This window comes from Paenibacillus sp. FSL H3-0286 (assembly GCF_045040705.1).
Classification (GTDB): Bacteria; Bacillota; Bacilli; order Paenibacillales; family Paenibacillaceae; genus Paenibacillus_AQ; species Paenibacillus_AQ odorifer.
Genome location: NZ_CP150285.1, coordinates 7022991 through 7048887 on the forward strand (window position 1 = coordinate 7022991; position 25897 = coordinate 7048887).

Genomic DNA, 25897 nt, shown 5'->3' on the forward strand with positions numbered 1-25897 from the left:
TCTCTCTAATTTCTATAAATGTTATCTGCAAACTCTCCATCCTACCCTAGAAACTCCACTGGACGATCCAGCTCATACAATCTGCGGTAACGTGGTTCTTTTTCCATCAGCTCTGCATGGGTTCCACGCATTTCTACCGAGCCATTTTCCATAAAAATCACTTCATCCATCTGCTCCGCACCAACCAAATGATGCGTTACCCAGATCAGAGATTTACCGTCCATAGCTTCAAACATCGTCTGCAAAAGATCACGCTCCGTGCTTGGGTCCAACCCTACGGTCGGTTCGTCAAGAATGACGACAGGTGTATTTTGCAGCAAAATACGAGCTAACGCTATCCGCTGGCGCTCTCCACCGGAGAAACGTTGCCCCGCTTCACGGACAAAGGTATTGTATCCATCTGGTAACGAGGAGATCAGCGTATCCATTTTGGCTAATGCTCCAGCTTCTTTAATCGCTTGTTCGGAAGCCTTCGGATCACCCATGCGAATATTGTTCGCTACCGTAGTATCAAATAAGTGTGGGCTTTGATTTAGCACCGCTATAATAGACGGAATGTTATCGCCATAGGCAGCAGCCGCGATTCCATTAATCATAGCCGAACCTGCAGAAGGTTGGATAACCCCTTGAATAGCCTTTAACAACGTCGATTTCCCTGCCCCGCTACGGCCGATGATGGCAATTTTTTTGCCTTGTGGGATGTCGAGGCTGAGATCACGAACCGACCAATTATCCTCTGATCCATAGCGGTAACCTATATTTTCGAGCTTGATATGAGCACTTTTTATGACCTGAGGTAGAACATCGACTACAGATGCCTGTTCGGAAACTATATTCTGCTCTTCTCCGACCACTCCAGACAACCGCTCCAGCGAGTTACGGTACTGCGGGATTTTCTCCACTGCTTCGGATACTGGCAAAAAAGCATCTGCTACAGGAAAAACAACCAAGACAAACGCCGCAATCAAAGTACCTGCAATAGCACCATCCGCATACTCTCCGGCGGCCCAATATAACATCGAAAGTACACCAACCCCAACGACTGCTTGCCCGATAAACGCACGTAGACGCGCCCAGCTGCGCAGCGCTGCATCAGTTTTGGCCACTTTTTTCTCATCTGCTTCGTAGGTCTCCACGAACTGGCTTTGCCGTCCACTAATGACCCAATCGCCCATACCGAGAACGGCGTCCGTCAGCTTTTGATAGAGGCGATTACGCTCTACCTTCACTTCACGTTGACGTTTCTGGGTGAACAACAAAGATATAAGCGGCAATACCACGACCAACACCAAAATATACAAAGCCATTAATAACGCAAAACCGATATCAAAGGTGCCCAACGCAATCACTGCAACCCCGTAGATCAATAAAGCAATAACACTTGGAAATACGGTTCTCAGATATACATTTTGCAAATATTCGATGTCATCAGCTAACATCCCGAGAATATCCCCAGTACGGAAACGCGACGACAGGAACAAGGCCTGTGGCTCCAAAATATTGTACAGGCGCACACGCATTTTAGAAAGAATCCGTAAAATGGTGTCATGCCCAATCAGCCGTTCCACGTAGTGAATGACTGCCCGGCTTGTTCCGAACGTACGTACACCGACAATCGGCACGTAGATCATCAGGATATTTTCGACTGGTGTAGACGCTTTTGAGATCAGAAATCCTGAAGTATACATCAATGAAGAGGCAGTAAAAATCGTCAACGCCCCAAGCACAATAATTAGCACAAAACGCCAAAAATACGACGATACATAGGGAGCAAACCATCCTTCACGTTTCAATGGATTCCCTCCAATTGCGACCCAATCAACTCATAATACGCACCCTTGCGGGCAAGTAACTCCTGATGGGTACCGATTTCTGCCACTTGGCCTTGCTTCATTACTACAATAATGTCCATATCGAGCATCCAGTGCAGGCGATGGGTAGCCAGAAAGACCAGCTTTCCTTCAAAAAGGGGCACCATCGTCTCCTTCAGCTCATATTCCGTTTCAATATCCAGATGCGCCGTTGGCTCGTCTAGAAGCATAATCGGACGGCTGCTAAGCAGTGCCCGGGCTAATGCCACCCGTTGCTCCTGGCCACCGCTGAACGAACGGCCGCCGCCACCAATCATCTCATCTAAGCCATGCGGAAGAGTATCCACCAAACCCGATAAACCCGTAGCTTTCACTGCCGCGGCAACAGCCTCCATAGAAGCCTCAGGGTAATAAAAACGTATATTATCAGCTAACGTACCGCTAAAAATATACGGACGCTGCGGGATATACGAGGTCTGTTTTCGCCAAGCCTCATCCGTTAATGCACTAACCGTAGTACCGTTAACCGTGATACTTCCTGAAGTAGGGTGTAAGAAGCCCCCTAATATATCCACTAAAGTAGATTTACCGGCCCCGCTCTCTCCGATAATCCCAATTTTGCTAGCTCCTTTAAATTGCAGGTTCAGCGCTTCCAGCGAAGAAAGCCCTGCTTCCTCATACTTCACGCTAACGTCATTTAATGTGAGCACGCTATTCTCATGCCAAGTGAATATTTGTTCCGATGTTTTTGCTGCAGAACCGACAGATAGATCACCGTTAGGGACGATTACTTCAGCCTTCACCTCATCTTGATCTATAATGCTCTTCATTGCTTCAGCGGCTTCTTTCCCATCCAAAGTAGCATGGAAATCTGAACCTACCAATCTGACAGGCAGGAAATATTCCGGAGCCAAGATTAGAATCGTTAAGCCCGTAACCAATGTCATTTGTTCATTTACAAGCCGCAAACCAAGACTTACCGCTACAGAAGCTACTGACAGCATAGTGAAGAAATCCAGGGCGAACGATGACAAAAAGGCCACTCGCAGCGTACGCATGGTCGCCGAGCGATAACGATCGCTGACAGCAGCAATGCTGTCGCTATGACTACGACTGCGTCCTAGAAATTTTAATGTTTCTAGCCCACGTAATGAGTCTACAAAATGATTAGATAATGTGCGATACGATTTCAATTGCCGATCCATTTGCTTACGGGCTGTCATCCCAATCAAAATCATAAAAACAATAATAATCGGCATAGTTACCGTAAGAATAATCCCGCTCGTAGTGTCCATCGTAAAGACGTAAATAAGCACCAAGATCGGTGTAACAGACATCCCTACCATTCTAGGAATGATCGCTTCCAGATACGTGCGGAATTTAGTTACCCCTTCCAGCACCAGTGTAACAAGATCCCCGGTTCCACGCCCGCCCACCATTCTAGGGCCAAGCTGGAAGAGCTTGTCCATCATTTCCCTCCGCATAGTGCTGCCCGTTGCTTCCGCGAAGCGGTAAGAGACACGGCTCATCAGCATAGCACAAGCATGGCGCACAAGAAATGCAAGAAGGAACAATAGCGCAGTGCCCCATTGTTCCTTCAGAGGTTCTCCCGCAAATAGCGCAGAGATGACTTCTGCCAGCGATTTAGCCAGCAGAAGTATGGACAAGCTTTGCACCAGGGTAAGGAAGCCTACAATCAGAAAGACTGGCTTAACTCCTTTATACCCAAGCAAGTTTTTATCCATTAGTATTCAAGATGCTCCTTCTCGTGAACCCGTTTATGAAAGACAAAGTAACTCCAAATTTGATATCCCAATACGAACGGAAGGATAGTCAGTGCCACAATCGTCATTACCTTCAAAGAGTAATGGCCCGAAGCCGCATTAGTGATCGTCAAATTAAAAGCTTGATCAATTGAACTAATCATAACACGCGGGAACAATCCTACAAAGATAGAAGTTACCGAAAGCGCCATTACCGCTCCTGTCATTCCAAAAGCGTAGCCATCCTTCTTCTTCGTCATGAAGTAACCGGACAGTACAAAGGCGATAACTCCCAGGGCTACAATAATCATAAGAATCGTTCCACGTTGCTCGAAAATATCCGTCATATTATAAGTCATAATCACAAAAGCAGTAAATAAAACTGCGAGCGGGATTAGCAATTTTTGAGCCAACTTGCGAGCGCGAGCCTGTAGATCCCCCACTGTACGCAGTGTTGTGAACATGAGACCATGCACCAGGCACAGAAGGACAACAGTAAGCCCTGCTACTACAGTGTACACATTCACGATATCTGTGAACCCTGCATACATTTGCATCTCCCCATCAATAGGCAATCCTTTGATAAAGCTTGCAAATACTACTGCCAAGAGGAATGGTGGAAGGAAGCTGCCGATAAAGATACAAGCATCCCAAGTTCTTTTCCAAGCCAATGAATCACGTTTACCTCTGAATTCAAAAGCGACACCACGCGCTATCAAAGCTAATAAGGCAAATACAAAAGGAATATAGAATCCACTAAACAGCGTTGCATACCACTCAGGGAAAGCCGCAAACATTGCACCCGCAGCTGTGATAAGCCATACCTCATTCCCATCCCAGAAGGGTCCGATCGAGTTAATCAGAACACGGCGCTCTGTATCATTTTTAGCGAGAATTTGTGTTTCCATCCCTACGCCGAAATCGAAACCCTCCAGGAAGAAGAACCCTATAAACAGAACTGCAATCAGCACAAACCACAATTCATTAAGAGATATCATGGGAACCCTCCTCGTTATATGGATCATTCGAATCGCCGTGATCGTTATCCATTGCATAAGGACCTTTTTTAATCACTTTAATAAACAATCCGACCAACACTAATCCTAGAATTAAATAAATCGTTGTAAAAGAAATCACGGAGAACAGAACTTGACCACTTGTAATATTAGGCGACACACTGTCTTCCGTTGTCATCAGTCCGAATACCGTCCATGGCTGACGCCCGAATTCGGTCATAACCCAACCGGCTGTATTCGCAATCGGAGGAAGCAACAAGCCCCATAACATAAACCGCATAAACCAAGTGTTCGGACGGTCCATTTTTTTGCGCCACATTAAGTACATAGCGTACATTCCCAATACAATCATTAACGTTCCTGCTAGAACCATGATCCGGAAACTCCAGAATGTCGTACGTACAGGTGGAATATAGTCACCGGGGCCATAGGTTTGCTCATACTCCGCTTGCAGCTCAAGCATACCTTTAACTTCACCGGAAAATTTACTATATGAAAGGAAACTCAGCATATAAGGAATTTGAAATTCTCCACTACTGATTTGATTCTTTGGATCAATGTTTGCCCATACGGTCCAAGGTGCCGGGTCACCACTCTTACCCCACAGTCCTTCGGAAGCTGCCATTTTCATTGGTTGAGTTTCAACCAAATATTGCGCTTGGGCGTGACCAGCAACAGCTACACCAATAGAAGAAATAATCCCTACGATGGCTGCAATCTGAAAAGACTTCTTAAAGAAAGAAACCTCTTGTTTCTTCAATATTTTATAAGCACTAATACCAGTTACAAGAAAAGCACCTGTTGCATAAGCAGCCAGTACTGTATGTGGGAATTCAACCAGCAATTGTCCGTTCGTAATAAGCGCGAAGAAATCATTCATTTCTGCACGTCCATTATTTATCTCAAAACCCACAGGATGCTGCATAAAAGAGTTAGCCGCTAGAATCCAGAATGCAGATAACATCGTACCGAATGCTACCAGCCAGATGGACAGTAAATGTACTCGCTTGGACACCTTATCCCAGCCGAATATCCATATCCCAATAAAAGTAGACTCGAGGAAAAAGGCTGCCAATGCCTCAACTGCAAGTGGAGCCCCGAATACATCACCCACAAAACGTGAATAATCGGACCAGTTCATCCCGAACTGAAATTCCTGCAAGATTCCTGTAACTACCCCTACTGCAAAATTGATGAGGAATAGCTTTCCCCAGAACTGCGCCATTTTTTTGTACTCTTCATTACCTTTTCTAACGTACATTGTCTCCATGATTGCAATCAAGAGCGCTAGTCCGATTGATACCGGTACAAAGAAATAGTGGAATATTGTCGTCGACGCAAATTGTATACGCGACAGCATTACTGTATCCATATTTGTCCCTTCCTTCTCCCCTTTTCGTTAATTATATTCTGTCAAAAATTTAAACTTCTTTTTGTGATAAATGTCACATAAAGATAGTCATTTAACGGTGAAATTCAAATGATTTGTGACAAAGATCACAATTTGGCATAAAGAAAGCAAAAAAAATAAGACGGTTTACCCGTCTTGAGTGGTTCGTCGTTCTATTAAATGCTTGACTCATTTAGGTATTGGTTAGATGGAAATACCCTTCTTCAGCGATTTGAGATCGCCATTCGAATTAAGCAATTGGGGTAGCATCTTCGTGCTGCGAACCATTGGAGAGTCACATAGACGGCAAGAAGGCGCATGTTCAAATGCGAAATTATCCCTCATCCATCCGTTGCATCCCTCATTGGTACATGCCCAAATTGCGGTATTTTCTTCCGGTATTTCTTCCAAAGGTTTCTTCCGGTAGTTCATTGCCGTTCCTCCCATCCTGTAAGTCAATAGTGAGTAACTAGATATAAAAAGACCGTCCCAACTTTCACAAGCTGGGACGGTTTCTTCTATTATTACAGTTTTACAACGTTTTCGGCTTGTGGTCCACGGTTGCCTTGAACAACGTTGAATTCAACGCGTTGGCCTTCGTCCAAAGTTTTGAAGCCGTCGCCAGTGATTGCGCTGAAGTGAACGAATACGTCGCTTCCGCCTTCAACTTCGATAAATCCGAATCCTTTTTCTGCGTTGAACCATTTAACTGTACCTGTTTGCATGTGTGTTACCTCCACAAATTTAAATTAATATGTTCTTTTTATCTTCAAACAAAGAAAAAATTCACACATTGAAAAAGGTTGTATTACCAAATATGACAGCCCTTTTCAATGCGAGAATTAGGGACTAAATGTATGATTGATATCATATTACCACACCTGATTAGCAAAGGCAAGCAAGCATCCGAATATATCCGGTTTTGCCCTAATAAGTATTACCTTCCAATGTAAGGGTTGCCACTTAGTGTTTATTCCCTAAATAGATCCTTTTTCTGGCATAATTATCATGGTTTTAGAAAAATAGCTTTTCCAAAAACGTTACTTTTATCCGCTTTTTCAAGAAGGTACCCCCCTCGGAATCGAAGGGGTAGTCCGCTCTACTTGTCGTAACTGCTATATCATTATATACCGACTTCCAGCATATTATTCCTGTGGTTTTTCAAGAAGTTTAACTGTTGCCTGTTTGGCCTCGCCGTTTCGATAGTAAGTAATTTTCAGATCATCACCGATCTTCGTATGATTATATAAGTACTTGCGAAGAGAAAGGGTAGATATGATTGATTGATCATTAAATTTGGTAATGACATCATTGAATTGCAGTCCAGCTTCCTTCGCAGGGCCAACGGCTTCTAGAACAACTACTCCATCCTTAACACTGTTCGGCAGGTTCAATTCATTGCGTTGATCTTCTGCTAGTGGAACGTACGGATTGTTCAAATCAACTGAATATACACCCAAGTACGAACGGGCAATATGTCCTTTTTCAGCCAGCTCATTAGCGATATCTATCACATGATTCGCAGGAATTGCAAAACCCAGACCCTCTACACCCGTATCTGAAATCTTCATTGTGTTAATTCCAATGACCTTGCCATCCAGATCCACTAATGCGCCGCCACTGTTTCCTTCATTAATCGCCGCATCGGTCTGTATCACTTCTTGTTCCCAGTCATATACTCCATCCTGATTAAGGGATACGGGAACCATCCGTTCAGTATAGCTAACAATCCCCGAGGTCAATGTATCACCAAGTCCTAGCGGATTACCGATAGCAATGACCGTTTCACCTAGACGAAGCTTAGAGGAATCACCGAGCTGCGCGATGGTATCGATTCCTTTGGCATCAATAGAGAGTACCGCAATGTCGCTTACTTTATCCGTTCCAACGAGTGTTGCCTTACGAGTCTCTCCGTTCACTGTAACTACTTCGAGATTACCGGAGTCTTCGATGACATGATTATTGGTAATGATAAATGCTTTATTCCCTGTCTTTTTATAGATCACTCCTGAGCCTAGTGCAGACTCATCCAGAATGTTTAATTCTTCATTATCTTCTTTATGATTGATAATACTTACTACTGCAGGGCGAACCGTGGCAGCAGCTTGAATAATCCGGTCAAATGGATCACTACTGCTTGGGGCAACATTTCCAGTTGCTACAACCGGCTTCTGAGCAGTCTCATGACTCATCTGGCCTGTAAACATACTGAATAACAAAACTGCCACCACAGCGCTGACTAAGGAGCAAACGGCGGATATTTGCCAAGTAGATAAACCCTTACGCGATCTGCGTACAGAATGTCTACGATTAGCAAACGATCCCTTTGATGCTTCATCCCCTCTGGACCGCGAAACTTTAGTTGAATAGAAATCATCATCAAACAATCCCACCGAAAATCTCCCCCTTCTATTGCCAAGCGTTCACTGTTGGTAAGACCTGAACCTATAGCAACCACGTCCGAACCAAACCTCTGTAACCATTAGACTCCAAATATCACTAAAAAGTTTCACTTTATCCATTAACCCCACAAGAGTTTCGGTCAATCGTTAGATTATGATAATCTTTTAATATATCTTCTCTATTAGGAATATTTTGCAACTTAAAAGACTACAATAAAATAGAAGTGTCCCTAAAATTTTAGCATTGCTCATCACGCTTTTAATTGTATCACAGGCAACCTGCAATTCGGGATTTTCCTCAGCTAAAACACCTGCGAATTTTTTACAGTTTTCAGTTCTAATTACACTATATATTCACACTATTAAAGGAGGATTAATTATGAGTTCTTTTTCAACAAGTATGGATTTAGTCGAGTTTATCGGTAAGCTTGGTGACTTAAAGGATGAACACTACCACATGACCCTTGCCTTTAGCGCAATGATCGAATTGATGATTGAAAAAGGTCTAATCTCCCGCCAAGAATTAGATCGCAAGACCGCTGAACTTGATCAGCTTATGACTGGCTCAGCTTATCCCATGGCGTAGGTTGATCATAATACGTATCACACAGTCTGAACTCACTATCTTTGAAAAAACAGCCCCGATCCTCCATTGCGCCGCGTACTGACATTTTTGCCAAATCCATCATATTGTGATCCCGGCTTAGATGCGCCAAATAGGTCCGTTTGGTCCGCCCTGTAAGAATTTCGCTAAGCGCAGCTCCAGCTGCCTCATTGGAAAGGTGACCCATGTCGCCTAGGATGCGCCGTTTCGTATTCCACGGATAACGTCCCATTCTCAGCAATTCGATATCATGATTCGCCTCCAGCACCAATACATCTGCATCTGAAATTGCATCTCTTACCTTATCACTAACATAGCCCAGGTCTGTAGCTACACATAACTTCTCTTTTCCATCATAAAAATTGTAACCCACTGGCTCCGCTGCATCATGAGAAATCGCAAAGGATTCTACTCGCATACTGCCGAAATCCTTGTGCTGGCCAGACTCCATGATCATACGGTTATACTCCGGTATTTTACCAATTCCCTTCTCGATAGCTCCCCAGGTATTGGTGTTCGCATAAATCGGAAGATCGTATTTACGGGCCATGGCCCCGAGTCCCTTGATATGATCGGAATGTTCGTGTGTAACTAGAATCCCGTCTATATCATTACCCGTTAGTTCACGCATGGCCAACAGCTCATCGATCCGCTTGGCACTAAAACCTGCGTCAATCATAAGTGTTGTCTCCCCGTTTCGTACCACCGTTACATTGCCGGTAGAACCACTGGACAGTACTGTAAATGAAATCCCCATTTTCCTTACTCCTTCTACTCTGTTGTCTTAGGACTGATGATGTCCGCACTAATAGCATCCACATAATAGGCATTGCCGTTCTCCAGCATAAACCGCCACATCGGCGAAGCTACCTGACTTTCCGAGTTGAACAGCTCACCGTAATATCCCAGCTCAATCTCCTTCACTACGGAATCTGCCGGGAAATACTTCTCTATCAAACTACTAAGTGCTTGCGATGCTGGAAGCACCTTCTGTTCTTTATCGCTGCTGCTTGTCCCTATTTCAATCTTCGGCCAGCGGTAAGCTACGATTTTTTGATCACTGTTAATCAACTCTAGCCTAACACGGAACAACGACCACTGATTTTGAACCAGCGGATGAAGAACGAACTTCCCAACCTCACTTTCCTGTGAATCAAAGCGATAATTGGAAATGTCAGGAATCTTATCCTCAAGCGCCTTGCTAAGCTCTGAGAAGGAAGAATAGATCAGCTTGCTGTCTATAGGTACATCTAATTTAATTGGTGGTTCAGTCTGTTCTTCAGCAGAATAACGATAAGTAATGTTAGGAAGCTGCGGGGTAGAAGCCGGAATGGGACACAATACACGAATCCCTTTCTGCTCCATTACGGCTTGGGTCTCAGCAGACAGGGAAGTAAAATCAAGATTAGCACTAACCTGATCGCGTAAATCGACCCACAGCTGGTAACATAGCAGCAGATTCAGACCTAAAAAGGCGCAAATCAGTACATTTTTAGCTCTTCCCCAATCCATACCCGAACCTCCTAAATGTTATATGAACCACTTGCCCATTAATTCAAAGTAAGCACGCTGCCATCACTAAGTGTAACTTTCCAGACAGGTATCAGCTCCAGATGATCTTCCTTCACCTCAGGCACATAGGCAGGCGTTAAATCCTTCACTGCCGAAGTTTTACTGACCAGAGACAACCTATACTCCAGATCCGCACCTCCAGATAGCTCCACTACCTTTTTTACGGCCTTACTTTCATCTATATAGATTAGAGAACGTTCATAAGAGGATACTGTTCCCTGCTGCAGTTCCAGATTTATTACACCATACTGTAATGATGAATGGCTCATTATCGGATAGGAGCCGTACGGATAGGAGCCATAATATTGTTGAAAAGAGACCTTTCTCTCCTGTCTGCCTTCCTCTGTAGCCTCCAAACGGTAAGTCCCATTCCATCCGCCATGCTGGTTCACAAATTCTACAGCTTCCAAAGCATCCTTGGCAGGGGTACTTTCTCCAGCTGGAAGCGCCGCAGGGTCGCTATAGCTCATCCAGTTCTTACCCTGGTCCACCTGAAGGCTCCGTTTGCTGTCCGTATAAATCTCCGAGCCGTTTTTCTCCCGGATATATCTAGTGCTTCCAACATCGAAGAAAAGATTACTCTGCATTTGCTCTATGGTGTACATCCCGGAAGGCATGTCTACCTGAACCAGAGAAATCTTACTGTCTGGCACATAATAATCCCCGCTTACGGTCTTGTAAGGCGTCCAATTCTTACCGAAATCGACATGCTGCTGCACATCCTGAACCGTTAAATCCGCTTTTGCCGCTTCGTATATGATGTCGCCTCTCGTACTGAAGAAAATAGCATGGGCCTTGGAATCGTTCTTAATGTTATAGATCCAAATGCGATCGATGCTTTCTCCTTCAAAAAGGGAATCTGGCGATAACTGCATCACCCGCTGCAATAACGTTACCGGAATGCCCGCTCCGAACGAAAGCTCAATCCCAGGATTCTCATTGCGGATCTTATCCCAATCATAATCCTGTACCGAGTGCCGTTGGAAGCTTTCGAAGCCACGACCTTTTAAGCGATTCATGATCAAGCTATAGAACGTAGAGTCCGGATAAAAAAGCGTATGCTTGCCTTCCCCCATATGGATGATCATTTTGTCAGGGTATAACAGGTTCTCTACCTTCTCTTCCGGACCCATATTATCTGTCTTCACATACAGGTTCTCAGAAAGCACCGCAGAATCAGCACCAGGCAAGCGGTAGATCAAATAATAGCTTTCAACCAGGCTTCCGAGCACGAGCAAGGCTAGAATGCATGATTTGATTCGTTCCTTCACGCCTCACTCCCCCTTTGCTCGTTCAAAGGCAGGGTAAAGGTTACCTTTGAACCTTCATTTAGCTCGGATTGCAGGGAAATGGAGCCTCCATGTGCCTTCACAATTTCCCGGGCAATGGAAAGGCCAAGTCCAGTGCCTCCCATGTTCCGCGAACGTGCCTTATCCACGCGATAAAATCGTTCGAAGATCCGCTCGATATCTTTTTTCGGAATCCCTATCCCCGAATCACGTACAGAAATGGAGAGCATTCCATCCTCATTCTTCAACGCTTCCAATTCAATTGTACCGCCTTCTGGCGTATATTTTAGCGCATTGGAGACCAAATTCCCCAAGACCTGGTCGATTTGATCACGATCAAGCCACGCCGTAGTAACATCTTTGCGGACCCTTGTACTGATATCGATACGCTTTTGCCGAATTTGAAAAGAAAAACGATCCGCCACATCCTCCAGCATCTCGGTAATATCTGTCTGCTGAATTCGAAGAAGAGCTTCCTTGGAATCCAGACGGGAAAGATGCAGTAAATCCGTAACCAGACGAATCATCCGTTCCGTTTCGTTGCGAATCACCCCAACAAACCGAACCGCCAGCTGCGGATCTTCAAGTGCTCCATCATCCAGTGCTTCAACATAGCTTTTAATAGTGGTAAGTGGTGTTCTTAGCTCATGCGAAACGTTCGCCACGAACTCCCGGCGTGATTCCTCCAGATTCTCCTGTTCGGTGACATCCTGCAACACAGCAATTGTGCCGGCAATGCCACCCTCACGACGATGAATCGGAGTAAACGTCACTCTTACGATATTAGAATCTTCTCCACCCATATGGGTCAGATGAAGCATTGCAGATTGGGCATTGCCTTTAGCCAGAGATCCGCTTTGTTCGTAATCTAAGCCCAACAGTTTATCTAGAGGAGCGCCTTCCGGCAACGGACCTTCATTTCCGAGCATCAACGCTGCCCGCCGATTCATCAGAATCACTACTCCGTTCTCATCTGTAGCCACAACACCATCACTCATGTTCGTCAGAATAGAGGTAAGCTTCTCCTTCTCCTCTTCATTCTGCGAGAGTGCTTCCCGCAATCTACCGGTCATATAATTGAACGCCTGACTGAGTTGTCCAATTTCATCATTGCCCAATACGGGCATTTTACGATTGAATCGGCCTTCAGCGACCGCCGTAGCATGCCTCGTCATTTCCTTAATAGGCTGCGTGATGGTGTGCGCCAGAATGACGCATAAAACAACCGTTAACGCTAGAGCTAACAGCAATCCTGAGATAAATACACTATTGATCCGGCCCATCGTGGCGTACAGATCCTTCATGTCAGCAGCAATATAGATTGCGCCCACTACCTTGTCACCTGAGAGCACAGGCTTAGCCACAACCTTTTTCCGCACATTATCATCCGCAATAATATATTCCTCGTTATCACTGATGCCCTGCAAGGCCCGGTTCACAACTGTCTGGGTGTTACGCTGCCCGACATAGTCATTCTGCGAGGGAACGGAAGTGGTGATGATTTTGCCGCTGGCATCCAGTACCTGAATTTCAGCCCCGTTAATGTAGAGATTATTGACCATCCCGCGCAGACTTTCCACAGCGGTTTCCTCATCTGCCGTTCCAGCCTCACTACCAAATTTATCAGCAGTCAGGATAGACAACATCTCAGCACGTGCTTTAAGGTCCTTGGTGAAATTATCTGTTAACGAGTTCTTCATCGAGCTCACAAAATAAACCCCGATCAACTGCATAGCTATCAGAATCAGCAACACGTAAATAATAATAAGTTTTGCCTGAATTGTCCGGATAAAGGACCGCCACTTCATCACAGTCCTCCATTTTTAGGGCTATGCATCAAATAGCCAAGTCCACGCCGAGTATAAATATATTCGGGCTTGCTGGGGTTCTCCTCAATTTTCTCTCTTAGACGACGGATCGTCACATCAACGGTCCGCACATCACCGAAATACTCAAATCCCCACACTGCCTGCAGCAAATGCTCCCGAGTCATCACCTTACCGGCATGTTTGATCATATAGTAGAGCAGCTCATATTCACGATGGGTCAAGTCAAGCGGCTCCCCGCCCTTATAGACCATATACATATCTGTATCTATAAACAGATCAAAATGATAAATGCCCTGCTTATTCTCTGCTGGTTCACTCGCCATCCCCTGTGGTGACGGTTTATGCTGTCTCCGCATCTGGGCTTTAACTCGGGCCAGCAATTCACGTGTACTAAAAGGTTTGGTCACATAGTCATCAGCACCAAGCTCCAGGCCAAGTACCTTATCAATCTCTCCGTCCTTGGCTGTAAGCATAATGATAGGAATGTCCAAGTGCGCAGAACGCACCTCGCGGCAGACGTCCATGCCATCTTTGCCGGGCAGCATAAGATCAAGCAGCATAAGATCGGGCCTTTTGGACAATGCCAGCTCCACTGCGCTGTTACCATCAAAAGCACAAATAACCTCGTAGCCTTCTTTTTCTAAATTAAATTTCAATATATCAGCAATAGGCTGTTCATCATCTACTACCAGAATCGTTCCCATCTGCATGTCCCAGCTTCACCTTCCTATTCTTACTTAATGATCATTCCTTTATTTTAACATACCTGTCTAACCGTCACATCCTACGAAATAAGCAATCCCCCTGCCCAGCAAAAAGAAACGGCTTTGCCGTCACTCGTAGATTAAAAAAAATAAAAACCGCCCGATTAAAATCGAGCAGTTAAAGGATTAAGTATGAATTATTGCAAGTACTTCATTGGATTTACAGCAGTGCCATTCTTCCGAATCTCAAAATGCAGATGTGTACCCGTCGAACGTCCGGTGCTGCCCATTACGCCAATCTTGCCACCCTGCTCCAAGCGTTGGCCTGTAGAAACCGAGATGCTTTTTAAATGACCATAATAGGTCTGGTATCCGTTGCGATGATCCACAATAACTACATTCCCGTATCCATTCTGCACCCCTGCAAAGATTACGGTCCCGGCATCAGAAGCTTTTATATTCCGATTGCTAGATACCATATCAATACCCTTATGGGCACGGCTCCAACGCTCACCGAAGCTACTTGTCAGGGTTGCCCCGCTTACCGGCCAACTGAACATGCCTGTTCCTTCACCAACAACCTTCGTTCCCCGATAAACAACTTCTGGCAGCGAGGCTTTTATAACGGTCTGGCCTAACCATTCTTCTTGAACAACCGTGCCATTTTCCTTTGTTACCCGATACTCCATTTCTTTAAGTCCAGTTTGTCCTGGACGAACCACTTTGCTTTTGCCTGCCGCTAGCTGATCGCTCGAACGCACAACCACTTCCGGCTCAGTCACTATCTGCTCAGTCACTTTTTCCACAGTTACTACTGTAACATCTGGTTGGGGTACCTTCAGCTTTAGTGTATCTCCAATCTTCAACGTCAGCTCTTTCACGTTAGGGTTGTTACTATAAATCTCTTTTTGGGTGATTTCAAACCGTTTGGCAATCCCCGAAATCGTATCACCCTCTTGAACGGTATAAAGAAGAGGCGCCTCTTTACCTTCAGTAAGTGTCTGGACCGCTGCCTCCACATCCAACACTTTATTAGGATCTGCTTTGATAGGAACGATAGAAATATCTTCACTAATCTCTACCGACTCTACTTGCTCTGGAGCCTTCGATTTTGCAGCAGATGAGCTGGAAGCAGCTGTTCTCGTTAGCTTACTAGCCGTCGTTGCTACTTCTGCTTGTGGGACATAATGATTTTTTACCCCTTCGAGCACAGCATTAGCAGTTTCCTGATCCTTAACTATGCCAACGGCCTTGCCATCTACCATCAATTGCACGCCTACCGCATAAGCTTTCAGCATTCCATCTAGTTTAGTAAGTGTCGCCTCACTATCAACTTCTGGCTTGTATGCCTTCTGCTCTTCTATTGTTATGCCCTCTGTTTGCAGCACCATGGTTGAATTCGGATATTTCTCCTGATATTCTCGTTGTTTCTTCTCGTATAGCTGGTTGAGCTGCGTCTGATCGGTAAGTCTTCCGACTTCTTCACCCTTCACCAACACTTGATAATAGGTAACCGTGTTAGCGGCTACATACTTTTTCTCTGCTCCAACCAACACCGTAGCTAGAAGCACAAGGCCGACAGATCCCAAAATCCAAGCACGCCGAAATCTGCGAGTACCTTTCTCTTGTTGAAAGTGTTTGGAGTCGTGATCGAAATTGTGGCTCTGTTGAACATTCGCCTCGGATGCTGCTGGATGTCCATCCTGCAGCTTGCTCATCCGACGCATGAACTTAAATCCCTTCATGAAACTCTCCCTTTCAGTCCGCTTTTACTTCCGACAAAAGCGGCCAAGCTAATTGTACGACCTCGATTATATAGATTACGTCCATGTAAATTTCTGCGTATACTAGTGCTTAATTCCTGCTTCTAATGAACCTATAAAAAGGTTGTTAAGGAGGTTACAAAAAATTAACCTCTTGAGGTCCTTGTTTACTGTACCATAGCTTAGAGAAAAATTTCAACTTTAGACATGACAAAAAACCCGCCAAATACGCGGGTTTTTTGCGCAAATATGAAATTTTAACCTTTTTCTTGTGTCTATAAAGTGACAATTACAAATGCTATTGCGTAGATTCTGTAGTTGGTGTAAGCATTTTCATTATGCTCTCATATTCGTCTGCATCAACATATTTTGCAATTACCTGTTGCAGCTCTTTAACCTCATCTTCTGTTAATCCATCCTCCATCGCTGTTGAAATTTTTGCCATCTCATCCTGGGGTAGTTTGGACATCAAAATATTGAATATATTTACCTTCTCTTCCGATGGAAGATTATCTTTGAAGTCACTGAGTGCCTCAGGTGTCATTACTAATTGTTGGTCACCAACACTTCCGCTTCCGTTATCAGCTGAACTTTCGGTTGTAACTTGCCCCATAACTGGTAAGGCATCAGTCGGAGTATTATCATCTACGGGCTCACCCTTGCCTTTAGCTGGCGAATCCGTGCTTTTGTCGGTCTCCTTGCTAACTGTACTCCCTGTGGTTACTTCTTTATTGGCTGTATCCGAGTCAGATTTGTTATCCATGCCAATGATGCTCCGAATCATTCCTCCAAATCCCGGACCGGGAGTATTCACTTTAATATCGAAGCTAGCCAGTACCGACTGAATATAAGCATTTACAACCACGCCCGTTGTTAGAATTGAAAGAGTGCTGGCAAGTACCACAATCAGACATACGCTAAGTGCACGCTTCACGATCTTCATCTTCATTTCTCCTCTCACCTATGTTCAAGTCTATCTGGTAGATCATGTACATGTTCTTCTATACATCCAGTATTGACTAGAACCGGCCTTGGGAAACGTCTAGGTATAAATCTAGGCCCCAAAAGAGAGAGAGATAGTCCTCAGAACAAAAAAAAGAGCCTCTAACGGGGCTCCTTATTATAACTAGATTTTAGATATAAATTGGCAATACTTGATTCGTCTGCTCACGGTTACGACCCACTGAGAAGATAGCAATCGGAATACCTGTAAGCTCAGATACACGTTCAACATATCTGCGTGTATTTGCTGGAAGATCATCCAACGTTTTTGCAGAAGTAATATCTTCGCTCCAGCCTGGAAGTTCCTCATATACCGCTTCACATTCTGCCAGCATTTTGAGGCTAGCAGGGTAATGAGTAATTACCTCACCACGGTATTTGTAGCCTGTGCAGATCTTCACAGTCTCAAGTCCGCTAAGTACATCCAGCGAGTTAAGAGATAGCCCTGTGATTCCACTTACCCGACGAGCGTGACTCACAACTACACTGTCGAACCAGCCTACACGGCGCGCACGTCCGGTAACTGTGCCATATTCATGACCTGTTTCACGGATATAATCACCTGTTGCATCATTCAGCTCTGTAGGGAACGGGCCATCTCCAACACGAGTGGTATAGGCCTTTGCAACCCCAATAACCTGTTTGATTTTGGACGGTCCAACACCAGAACCTATGCACACCCCACCAGCAGATGGGTTGGATGAAGTAACAAACGGATACGTGCCTTGATCGATATCAAGCATTACTCCTTGCGCACCTTCAAACAACACTTTGCGATCCGCATCAATGGCATCATTAAGAATAACAGAGGTGTCTGTTACATAATTACGCAGCACTTCTGCATATTCCAGGTATTGAGTCAGAATCTCTTCTACATTAAGAGCTTCAGCACCATAGACCTGCGTAATCACTTGGTTCTTCTCTTGCATCAAGGGGCGGAGTCTCAGTTCGAATTCCTCAGCGTCCATCAAGTCAGCAATACGGATACCGTTGCGTGCTGCCTTATCCATATAACAAGGACCGATACCTTTACGTGTAGTACCAATCTTGTTCGGACCCTTACGGTCTTCTTCGAGAGCATCCAGCACCATATGGTATGGCATAATGACATGAGCACGATCACTGATCACTAAGTTCTTAGTATCAAAACCGTTCTCATGAATATAATTAATTTCTTGGATCAAGGCAGCCGGATTAATAACCATTCCGTTACCAATTACACAAGTTTTCTCTTTATAAAATACACCCGAAGGGATCAAGCTGAGCTTAAACTTCTCACCGTCAATCAGAATCGTGTGACCGGCATTATTGCCCCCTTGATAACGGGCGACCACATCTGCACTTTCCGCTAGAAAGTCAGTGATTTTCCCTTTACCTTCGTCTCCCCATTGTGTTCCCACGACGACTACCGTTGACATGTTCATTCCTCCGTAGGTGCTACTTAGCACCATTATTTTTCATAATATGGACCCTATACGTCATTCTTATGTACGTGGCCCTCCGGACGCCAAGCAGATTTAACCCGCTAAAGGACAATTCTCAGTGTAACAGCGGTTTTTTTCAAAGTCAAATAAAACGAACGATTACACAAAGAAATGTGCAATCGTTCGGGAATTATACATGTCAGGTTTAACCAGCAAATGGTTCCGCATGTGCTCGCTCGTAGTTAACGAACTTGTTGAAATTTTTAAGAAAGACCAGTTCTACCGTGCCTACGGGACCATTACGCTGTTTAGCTATAATGATCTCAATAATATTCTTCTTCTCCGTATCCGCATTGTAATAATCATCACGATACAGAAACGCAACAATATCGGCATCCTGCTCGATAGAACCCGATTCACGTAAGTCACTCATCATTGGACGTTTATCCTGGCGCTGCTCTACACCCCGGCTTAACTGCGACAGGGCAATAACCGGCACATCTAGCTCACGAGCAATCTGCTTCAGTGTACGAGATATATCCGATACTTCCTGCTGACGGTTCTCTCCGCCTTTACCGCGGCCCTGAATGAGCTGCAAGTAGTCGATGACGATCATGCCAAGTCCTTTTTCCTTCTTCAGTCTCCGGCACTTTGCACGAATATCGGTTACCGTGATACCTGGTGTATCGTCGATATAAATCTCCGCTTCAGATAGAGACTGAATACCCATCGTCAGCTTGGACCAATCATCATCACTCTTGAAGTCACCGGTACGCATAATATTGGCATCTAAGTTGGCTTCAGCACAAATCATCCGCTGTACCAGCTGTGGCGCTGACATTTCCAGACTGAATATCGCAACAGTTTCTTTAGCACGTACTGCCACGTTCTGTGCAATATTCAGGGCGAATGCAGTCTTACCAACAGATGGACGAGCCGCAACAATGATTAGATCGTTACGTTGGAATCCGTTAGTCATATGATCTAAATCCACAAATCCGGTTGGGATACCTGAGGTACCCCCCTTATTTTGATGAAGCAACTCAACCTTGTCGAACACTTCCATCAAGACATCGCGGATCGCAATAAATCCACTGCCGCTCCGCCGGTTGGAGATTTCAAGAATGCGCCGCTCTGCATCACTCAGCATATCGGCTACATCTTCACCGCCAGTATAACCTTCGCTCACAATTTGCGTGGCTGTGCGAATCAAACGGCGCAGCATGGCTTTCTCTTCGATAATCTGGGCGTAGTATTCTACGTTAGCAGCAGTAGGCACGGCATGCGCCAGCTTAGCTAAGTAGCTAACCCCACCAATATCTTCAAGCTCTCCTTTGTCCTGCAGTCTGGACGTAAGTGTAACAAGATCAATCGGCTGGCTCTCTTCTCCGAGCTGCACCATCGCCTCAAAAATCATTTGATGCGCTTTATCGTAGAAGTCTTCGGTATTCACCCGTTCCATTGCAGTAATGAGCGCTTCATCCTGCAACAGAACCGCACCAATTACCGCCTGCTCGGCTTCAAGATTCTGCGGGGGAACCCGATCGAAAAAGAGATCTCCACCCATGTTACTCCTCCGTTACCTCAACCTTAAGTGTGGCCTTTACTTCAGTATGCAATTTTACGCTTACTTGAAATACTCCTATATGGCGAATTGGCTCACCTAATTCAATCTTGCGCTTATCAATAGTAATTCCTTTGGTGGAAGCCAGTGTCTCAGCAATCTGTTTGCTTGTAATAGCACCGAATAAACGTCCGCCTTCACCTGATTTTGCTTTCATTGTCAGTGTTAGCTCGTCAAGCTTCTTACCCAATTGCTGTGCTTCTTCTTTTTCGTTATCTTTACGGCGTTGTTCAGCAGCCGCTTGATTCTCCAGCGTCTTCACGTTACCTTCCGTTGCCGGACGAACCAATCCACGTGGCAATAAAAAGTTAGAAGCATAACCTTCGGATACCTCTTTAACCTGACCTTTTTTACCTTGACCCTTAACATCTTTTATGAATATGACCTTCATTCGAATAACCCCTCTTTCGATTCGATTTCAGCCAGCACCTGCAGTAATCTGGCTTCTGCTTCTTTACATGTTCCTTCAAGCTGTACCGCGGCATTGGACAGATGCCCTCCGCCGCCTAATTTCTCCATCACGACCTGTACATTCATACGTCCTAGTGATCGGGCACTAATGCCAATCAGGCCGTCAGGCCGCTCGCTGATGACGAATGAAGCGACTACGTTGGTCATCCCAAGCAGCGTGTCCGCAGTCTGAGCAATAAGAAGCTGCGGAATTTTCATGCCTGGTGCCGTAACTACGAGCGCGATTTGGTCATACACCATCCGCGCATGTTTGATAATTTCGGCTTTGGAAATATACTCCTGTAAATCCTCCTTGAGCATGCGCTGAATAAGTACGGTATCGGCACCATTCCGGCGCAGGAAGCCTGCGGCCTCAAAGGTACGCGACCCCGTATGAAGCGCAAAATGCTTCGTATCCACCGTGATCCCCGCTAACAACATTGTAGCATCCAGCGGACTGATCTTTACCTTCTCATGAATATACTGAAGCAGCTCTGTCACCAGCTCACAAGTCGATGAAGCGTATGGCTCCAAATACACCAATACAGCATCGTTAATGAACTCTTCACCTCTGCGGTGATGATCCACCACTACAATTCTGCTGGCATATTGCACTAACCGCGGCTCCATCGTCATAGACGCCTTATGTGTATCCACAACAATTAGCAGGGTATGCTCTGTCATGATCTGTAGGGATTGCTCCGTTGTGATGAATGACTTATACAATTCATCGTCCTTACGAATCTGCTCCATCATGTTAGTTATCGATGGATTAGGAGTCTCCATCACAATGCTAGCCTCTACATTATACATCTGCGCAGCCCTTAACAGGCCGATTGCAGCACCCACAGCGTCGATATCCGGTGTCCGATGACCGAGGATCAGCACACGATCGCTCTCCTGCATCAGATCCCGCAAAGCATGCGCAATGACCCGCGCCCGCACTCGGGTACGCTTCTCAGCAGCATTACTCTTGCCACCGTAGAAGGATAACCGTTGGCCTGCTTTTACAGCCGCCTGATCACCACCTCGGCCAAGCGCCATATCTAGACTGGATTGGGCCAATGCCCCTAATTCACTTGCAGAGTCTGCGCCAAAGGCCAGACCAATACTCAGTGTCATGGGTACCTTAAGATCAGCAGTCATTTCTCTGACTTCATCTAGAATCACGAAGCGGCTCTCTTCCAACGCTTGCAGGCTACGATGATTAAGCAGCATTAGATAACGTTCCGAGGACAACCGCCGCAGATAAACCTCAAACTGCTTACTCCATTCAGTGATTTCACTCGTCACCTTAGCAATCAGCGAGGTTCGCTGTTGATCATCCATCCCTTGAGCAGATTCATCCAGGTTATCCATCATCACTATGCCGATCGCCAGCTTCTCATCCTCATACCGCTCACGTAACACCACAAGCTCAGTGATATCATACAAGTAAAGAATACGCTCACTCGGAATAATGACAGCTTGATAAAATCGTTCATCCACGGTGATCTCAAGACGGGTGTCATGGAGCACACCTTCTTTGGCGACCTCCCGCTTACCCGCTGCAGCACCTGTGAAAAAAGACTGCATATCAGGCAATAATTCTTGCAGTGATTCCCCGACTAAAGACTTACGTGCGAAAATATCGCCGGCATAGCGGTTATTCCATTCCACCGTTCGATCCTCGCTAAACAGAATGATTCCAAGCGGCAGCATGCTGACTGCTTCGCCCTCTACCCGCTTAATGCGGAAAGATAGCCCATTAATATATTCCACCAGATTACGGCGGAACGAGATCTCCGCTTTCAACATATAGAAGCATAAAGTACCTGAGAGAAACAGGCCGGCGACCCCAAGCGCCCAGTTATAAACACTGACAATTATAATAAGGACCAACAGCAGCATGAACGCCCATACGGTATGATAGCCGTGCCAGCGTCTTTGCAGAAATTTAGGCATGAACTCTCACCCTATCGTTTCGATTTGGTCACATACTCCCGCAGTGGGAACGCAAGATCAATAATACCAATAATGCGCAGCGGCGGCAGTAAAATAACCGGTATCGCTAACAAAACGGCAGACATCTTGTTCCATTTGCGTTCATGCGCCAGGAAGAAGAAAAATCCGATGGCCTGAATCATAAAGCCAATTCGCAGCAGTGGCAGAAGATTGGCAGAAATCATGAGGATGAAATTGTTCTCCGACCCTGAGAAGAAGAGCTGTAGAACAACACCAATCAGATAGTACCAAATAAACGATCTCGAAAGTCTCCATTCACGTGCAGGCTTCATCTTAGGTACTGCATAATTCATACTGTTCAGAATCGGGCGGGCAATAGAATGCGTAATCACAGCAATCATGAAGGAGCTTACGATTAGAGTCATAGGGATCATTTGAACCGTCATATGACTTATCTTGTTTACATCCTCAGTTGAAAATCCAATATCAGTGAGCAGAGGATTGGTAGTTCCGAGCTCAGACAGAGGTGAATTAACCATTTGCAATACATCGTTCACATAGGTAGACAGGTCAAAATTAAATAATGCCGTACCCAGCAGCAAAAGCAGCAGGAACTGTGCAAGAATCGTAACCGTACCTGCGATCACGGTAGACATGGCCGGGGCATGTCTTTTATACCAGCGCCCCATAACCAGAGCCGGTATTAAGAAATACGCAGCTATCAACAGATAAATTGGTGTAATCAAGCCTACAATCAGCAACACCGGCAATACATGCAGCACAAATTGTCTCGTGTTCAGGGTAGTAAACAACACTACTGCCGGAACAATCATAAAAAGGGTAGTGATGATGAGGAGTGGAGTCGTTAAACTAAGCAGCAAAAGTAAGTATGCTACGCTCCAAGCCACAGATGACCAGCGAAATTTCAACAGTATTCACCTCTTACGCATATGTTCTTCTAAAGCAGATATATCTTGGTACCAATCTTCCAGTTGATGCCCTTCCTGCTTGTGCTTTCTAAGCTTCTCCAGTAGCAAGTCATCTAAAGAACGATAAGGAATCCCTAGTCTGCGGCCCAAAATATAAGAGCTCATAATCAAGCTAGCCAGACTGTCACCGACACGGGTAGTACTGCCTTCCCATAACGCTTTAAATAACCTTGAAACTTGATCAATCACTTCGGTTTTCAGCCATTCAATTACCTTGGCGCGCTTGGCTACATCCAGATCCTTCGGCACATTGGACACGTCTCTCTACCTCCGGCAAAAAGCTTTATTCTCCATTATAGCATAAAAAATTCGGTGTCACACTGGACGCCCCGCGCCCCTTAAGTATGCTTCAATCCATGCTGACTATGCCTCTTTTGGGAGAGGAGCTTTCTTTAAAAAAGACCCGCATTCCGTTATCGCCGGAAATACAGGCCTTGTTCCGATAGCTTCTATAACCGCGAATACACTGGGACTATAATGATTCCTGTGATTGTCTTGTTACAAATTTCTCGCAATATTCTATGACTTGACTCCGGCGAACAATTCCAATAAACCGGTTCATATCATCGACCACAGGTACAAAGTTCTGCACCTTAGCCAAATTAATTAGATCTTCCATATCCGCATCAATCGAGACCGGCTTGTTATTCATACGTAATGGAACGTCCTTCAGCAAAAATTTTGAAGCGTTCTCAAACGAAACCTTACCCTCCGACTCTTTCATGTACCAGAGCAGATCACCTTCCGTTACCGTGCCGGCATACTCTCCATTACGGTTAAGAATCGGGACTGCTGTATAGCGGTGAAACTCCATCCTCTCAAGCGTTTGGCGCAGCGTAGAATCGAGCGTTACGCAGGCCACCTCCTGTTTCGGAAGTAAAAAAAATGCAATATTCATCTCTTGATCCTCCTCAAAGAGTTCCGAAGGAATTACGGTTCTTTAACTTCCTTTTACTGCCATGCCAATGTGATTATACGTAGCAGCTAAATAATAGTTCCAACTCATTATAACATGAAGACAGTAAGCAGCAGCCATGAGAATGTTTATGGCTGCTGCAATTTATTTATATGAGTTTAGCTTTCCAATTAGAATTACTGCGTAACTGCTGTTGCTTTGGGCTCGAGTGCATTACTTGCTTTTCCCGGCTCAATCAGTTGATCTACAGGTGTTCCTGCATTCATCCAATTATCAATCAGCGCCTTAGCTTCGCGCAAGTCCTCTTCATCAACGATATCATAATAAAGTCCGTCAATACGTTTTCCTTCGCCCATTACCGTAAAGCTTGAGATATCCATATCTTTGCCGCCCATAAATTTCTTGGCCAGACTAATAATCATTGAAGGCTCAATATCGGTCTTAAAATTATCGCCCATAATATCCAGCAGCTTAGGAATATTGCCGATTTGGCTGATCGATAACATTTTATTAGCTACGACATCAATAAAAACCTGTTGGCGTTTGGTCCGGTTAAAGTCACTATCTTCACGGTAGCGTGTATAGTTGAGTGCTTCTTGACCGTTATAATTCGACTTTCCACCCTCGATCGTAAACTTTTCATGGTCCTTACCCTTGTTTACAATGTCCTTCTTGATTGGCAGCGGAACGCCTCCAATAGCATCAACGGCATCCTTGAGCCCTTGAAAGTTAATGGTGGCATAGTACTGAATATCATGCTCCAGCAGTGCTTCCAGAGTATCCTTAGCCATTTGCTGCCCACCAAAAGCATAAGCATGGGTAATCTTATCTTTTTTATTATCGTTATGCCCAATAATCTCGGTATACGTATCACGTGGAATAGAAATAAGCAGAATTTTGTAATCCTCAGGGCGAACAACAGCATACATCATAGTGTCTGAACGTGCAGTTTCATTGTCGCGTTGATCAGTCCCGAGCAGCATCAGCGAGAATGGATCGCTTTTGTATACAACCGGCTCTGGCTTAACCTTATTCTCATCCTTAAGTGGCTGGTAAGATTCTTCTTTCAGCTTGCTTTCTACCCGATCGGACAAAAAGAGGTCAAAGGCTAATACGGCCAAAGAATTCCGAAAGAGAAAGCCTCCCGCTATAACAACGACGAGAACAATTAGCGCAATGTATCTTTTCTTTATTTTTTTCATCTTTGATTCCTTCTTTATTGTAGAATAATTACACATACCATATATTTACAATGCCTCCTGATCGTTCTCAGGCAGTCATGGTTTTATTTCTCTCGGCGGCGAATTTACTGTCCCTTATTCCATTATCTTATTGTCCCCCCTTTCAGGAAATTCGGGTCATTCTAAATTATAGAAAAAAGTTTTTTTGCGTTTCTAAAATAATA

23 protein-coding genes are annotated in these 25897 nt (G+C 45.0%); 1 reads left to right on the plus strand and 22 read right to left on the minus strand.

Annotated features, from left to right (window positions below; translation table 11 throughout):
- Nucleotides 1-41: 41 nt before the first annotated feature.
- The 7 genes from cydC to MHB37_RS31310 form a co-directional block, all read right to left on the minus strand.
- The gene (gene cydC / locus MHB37_RS31280; protein WP_076305870.1) at nt 42-1793 is read right to left on the minus strand and encodes a thiol reductant ABC exporter subunit CydC; all 1752 of its coding nucleotides are present in this window, start codon (nt 1791-1793) and stop codon (nt 42-44) included.
- Complete coding sequence (gene cydD, locus MHB37_RS31285; RefSeq protein ID WP_076303501.1) at nt 1790-3556, minus strand: thiol reductant ABC exporter subunit CydD; 1767 nt, start codon at nt 3554-3556, stop codon at nt 1790-1792. Before cydD ends, cydC begins: the two co-directional genes overlap by 4 nt.
- The gene (gene cydB / locus MHB37_RS31290) at nt 3556-4572 is read right to left on the minus strand and encodes a cytochrome d ubiquinol oxidase subunit II (protein ID WP_076278208.1); all 1017 of its coding nucleotides are present in this window, start codon (nt 4570-4572) and stop codon (nt 3556-3558) included. Before cydB ends, cydD begins: the two co-directional genes overlap by 1 nt.
- Nucleotides 4559-5962, minus strand: a complete 1404-nt coding sequence (locus MHB37_RS31295) for a cytochrome ubiquinol oxidase subunit I (RefSeq protein ID WP_076181720.1) — start codon at nt 5960-5962, stop codon at nt 4559-4561. The genes cydB and MHB37_RS31295 overlap by 14 nt, the downstream gene beginning before the upstream one ends.
- Before the next feature lie 222 nt (nt 5963-6184).
- Complete coding sequence (locus MHB37_RS31300; protein WP_036677829.1) at nt 6185-6412, minus strand: cold-shock protein; 228 nt, start codon at nt 6410-6412, stop codon at nt 6185-6187.
- A gap of 92 nt (nt 6413-6504) precedes the next feature.
- Nucleotides 6505-6705 carry a cold-shock protein gene (locus MHB37_RS31305; RefSeq protein ID WP_019914582.1) on the minus strand — a complete coding sequence of 67 codons (201 nt, stop codon included), beginning with the start codon at nt 6703-6705 and terminating at the stop codon, nt 6505-6507.
- Between the two features lie 420 nt (nt 6706-7125).
- On the minus strand, nt 7126-8373 hold the full coding sequence (locus MHB37_RS31310) for a S1C family serine protease (RefSeq protein ID WP_076124305.1): 1248 nt from the start codon (nt 8371-8373) through the stop codon (nt 7126-7128).
- Nucleotides 8374-8761: 388 nt separating this feature from the next.
- Here MHB37_RS31310 and MHB37_RS31315 point away from each other — a divergent pair, with 388 nt between their 5' ends.
- Nucleotides 8762-8968 carry a hypothetical protein gene (locus tag MHB37_RS31315; protein WP_036677826.1) on the plus strand — a complete coding sequence of 69 codons (207 nt, stop codon included), beginning with the start codon at nt 8762-8764 and terminating at the stop codon, nt 8966-8968.
- Here the strand turns inward: MHB37_RS31315 and MHB37_RS31320 are convergent.
- The 15 genes from MHB37_RS31320 to MHB37_RS31390 all read right to left on the minus strand — a co-directional run bounded on the left by MHB37_RS31320 (nt 8937) and on the right by MHB37_RS31390 (nt 25694).
- A complete protein-coding gene (locus tag MHB37_RS31320) occupies nt 8937-9743 on the minus strand; it encodes an MBL fold metallo-hydrolase (RefSeq protein WP_036677825.1) in 807 nt (268 codons plus the stop codon). The genes MHB37_RS31315 and MHB37_RS31320 overlap by 32 nt on opposite strands.
- A 14-nt stretch (nt 9744-9757) precedes the next feature.
- The gene (gene yycI / locus MHB37_RS31325) at nt 9758-10498 is read right to left on the minus strand and encodes a two-component system regulatory protein YycI (RefSeq protein WP_036677823.1); all 741 of its coding nucleotides are present in this window, start codon (nt 10496-10498) and stop codon (nt 9758-9760) included.
- A gap of 38 nt (nt 10499-10536) precedes the next feature.
- Nucleotides 10537-11829 (minus strand): YycH family regulatory protein, encoded by a 1293-nt coding sequence (locus MHB37_RS31330; RefSeq protein WP_076124306.1) that lies wholly within the window; start codon nt 11827-11829, stop codon nt 10537-10539.
- Nucleotides 11826-13655, minus strand: coding sequence for a cell wall metabolism sensor histidine kinase WalK (gene walK / locus MHB37_RS31335; protein WP_036677817.1), 1830 nt, complete (start codon nt 13653-13655; stop codon nt 11826-11828). Before walK ends, MHB37_RS31330 begins: the two co-directional genes overlap by 4 nt.
- Nucleotides 13655-14386, minus strand: a complete 732-nt coding sequence (gene yycF, locus MHB37_RS31340) for a response regulator YycF (RefSeq protein WP_076124308.1) — start codon at nt 14384-14386, stop codon at nt 13655-13657. Before yycF ends, walK begins: the two co-directional genes overlap by 1 nt.
- 191 nt (nt 14387-14577) lie before the next feature.
- Complete coding sequence (locus tag MHB37_RS31345; protein ID WP_405168829.1) at nt 14578-16125, minus strand: peptidoglycan DD-metalloendopeptidase family protein; 1548 nt, start codon at nt 16123-16125, stop codon at nt 14578-14580.
- 316 nt (nt 16126-16441) lie between these two features.
- Nucleotides 16442-17086, minus strand: coding sequence for a hypothetical protein (locus MHB37_RS31350; protein ID WP_076132908.1), 645 nt, complete (start codon nt 17084-17086; stop codon nt 16442-16444).
- Between the two features lie 190 nt (nt 17087-17276).
- The gene (locus tag MHB37_RS31355) at nt 17277-18563 is read right to left on the minus strand and encodes an adenylosuccinate synthase (RefSeq protein WP_076105178.1); all 1287 of its coding nucleotides are present in this window, start codon (nt 18561-18563) and stop codon (nt 17277-17279) included.
- Between the two features lie 211 nt (nt 18564-18774).
- Nucleotides 18775-20136, minus strand: a complete 1362-nt coding sequence (gene dnaB, locus MHB37_RS31360) for a replicative DNA helicase (protein WP_036677807.1) — start codon at nt 20134-20136, stop codon at nt 18775-18777.
- A gap of 1 nt (nt 20137) precedes the next feature.
- Nucleotides 20138-20584, minus strand: a complete 447-nt coding sequence (rplI, locus tag MHB37_RS31365; protein WP_036677804.1) for a 50S ribosomal protein L9 — start codon at nt 20582-20584, stop codon at nt 20138-20140.
- The gene (locus tag MHB37_RS31370) at nt 20581-22587 is read right to left on the minus strand and encodes a DHH family phosphoesterase (RefSeq protein WP_076124313.1); all 2007 of its coding nucleotides are present in this window, start codon (nt 22585-22587) and stop codon (nt 20581-20583) included. Before MHB37_RS31370 ends, rplI begins: the two co-directional genes overlap by 4 nt.
- Nucleotides 22588-22598: 11 nt before the next feature.
- Nucleotides 22599-23516 carry a DUF2232 domain-containing protein gene (locus tag MHB37_RS31375; protein WP_076124314.1) on the minus strand — a complete coding sequence of 306 codons (918 nt, stop codon included), beginning with the start codon at nt 23514-23516 and terminating at the stop codon, nt 22599-22601.
- Nucleotides 23517-23522: 6 nt separating this feature from the next.
- On the minus strand, nt 23523-23825 hold the full coding sequence (locus tag MHB37_RS31380; protein ID WP_170914153.1) for a MazG-like family protein: 303 nt from the start codon (nt 23823-23825) through the stop codon (nt 23523-23525).
- A 223-nt stretch (nt 23826-24048) separates the two neighbouring features.
- Nucleotides 24049-24474, minus strand: coding sequence for a CBS domain-containing protein (locus MHB37_RS31385; RefSeq protein WP_036677795.1), 426 nt, complete (start codon nt 24472-24474; stop codon nt 24049-24051).
- 194 nt (nt 24475-24668) lie between these two features.
- On the minus strand, nt 24669-25694 hold the full coding sequence (locus MHB37_RS31390; RefSeq protein ID WP_076099795.1) for an LCP family protein: 1026 nt from the start codon (nt 25692-25694) through the stop codon (nt 24669-24671).
- Between the last annotated feature and the right edge of the window lie 203 nt (nt 25695-25897).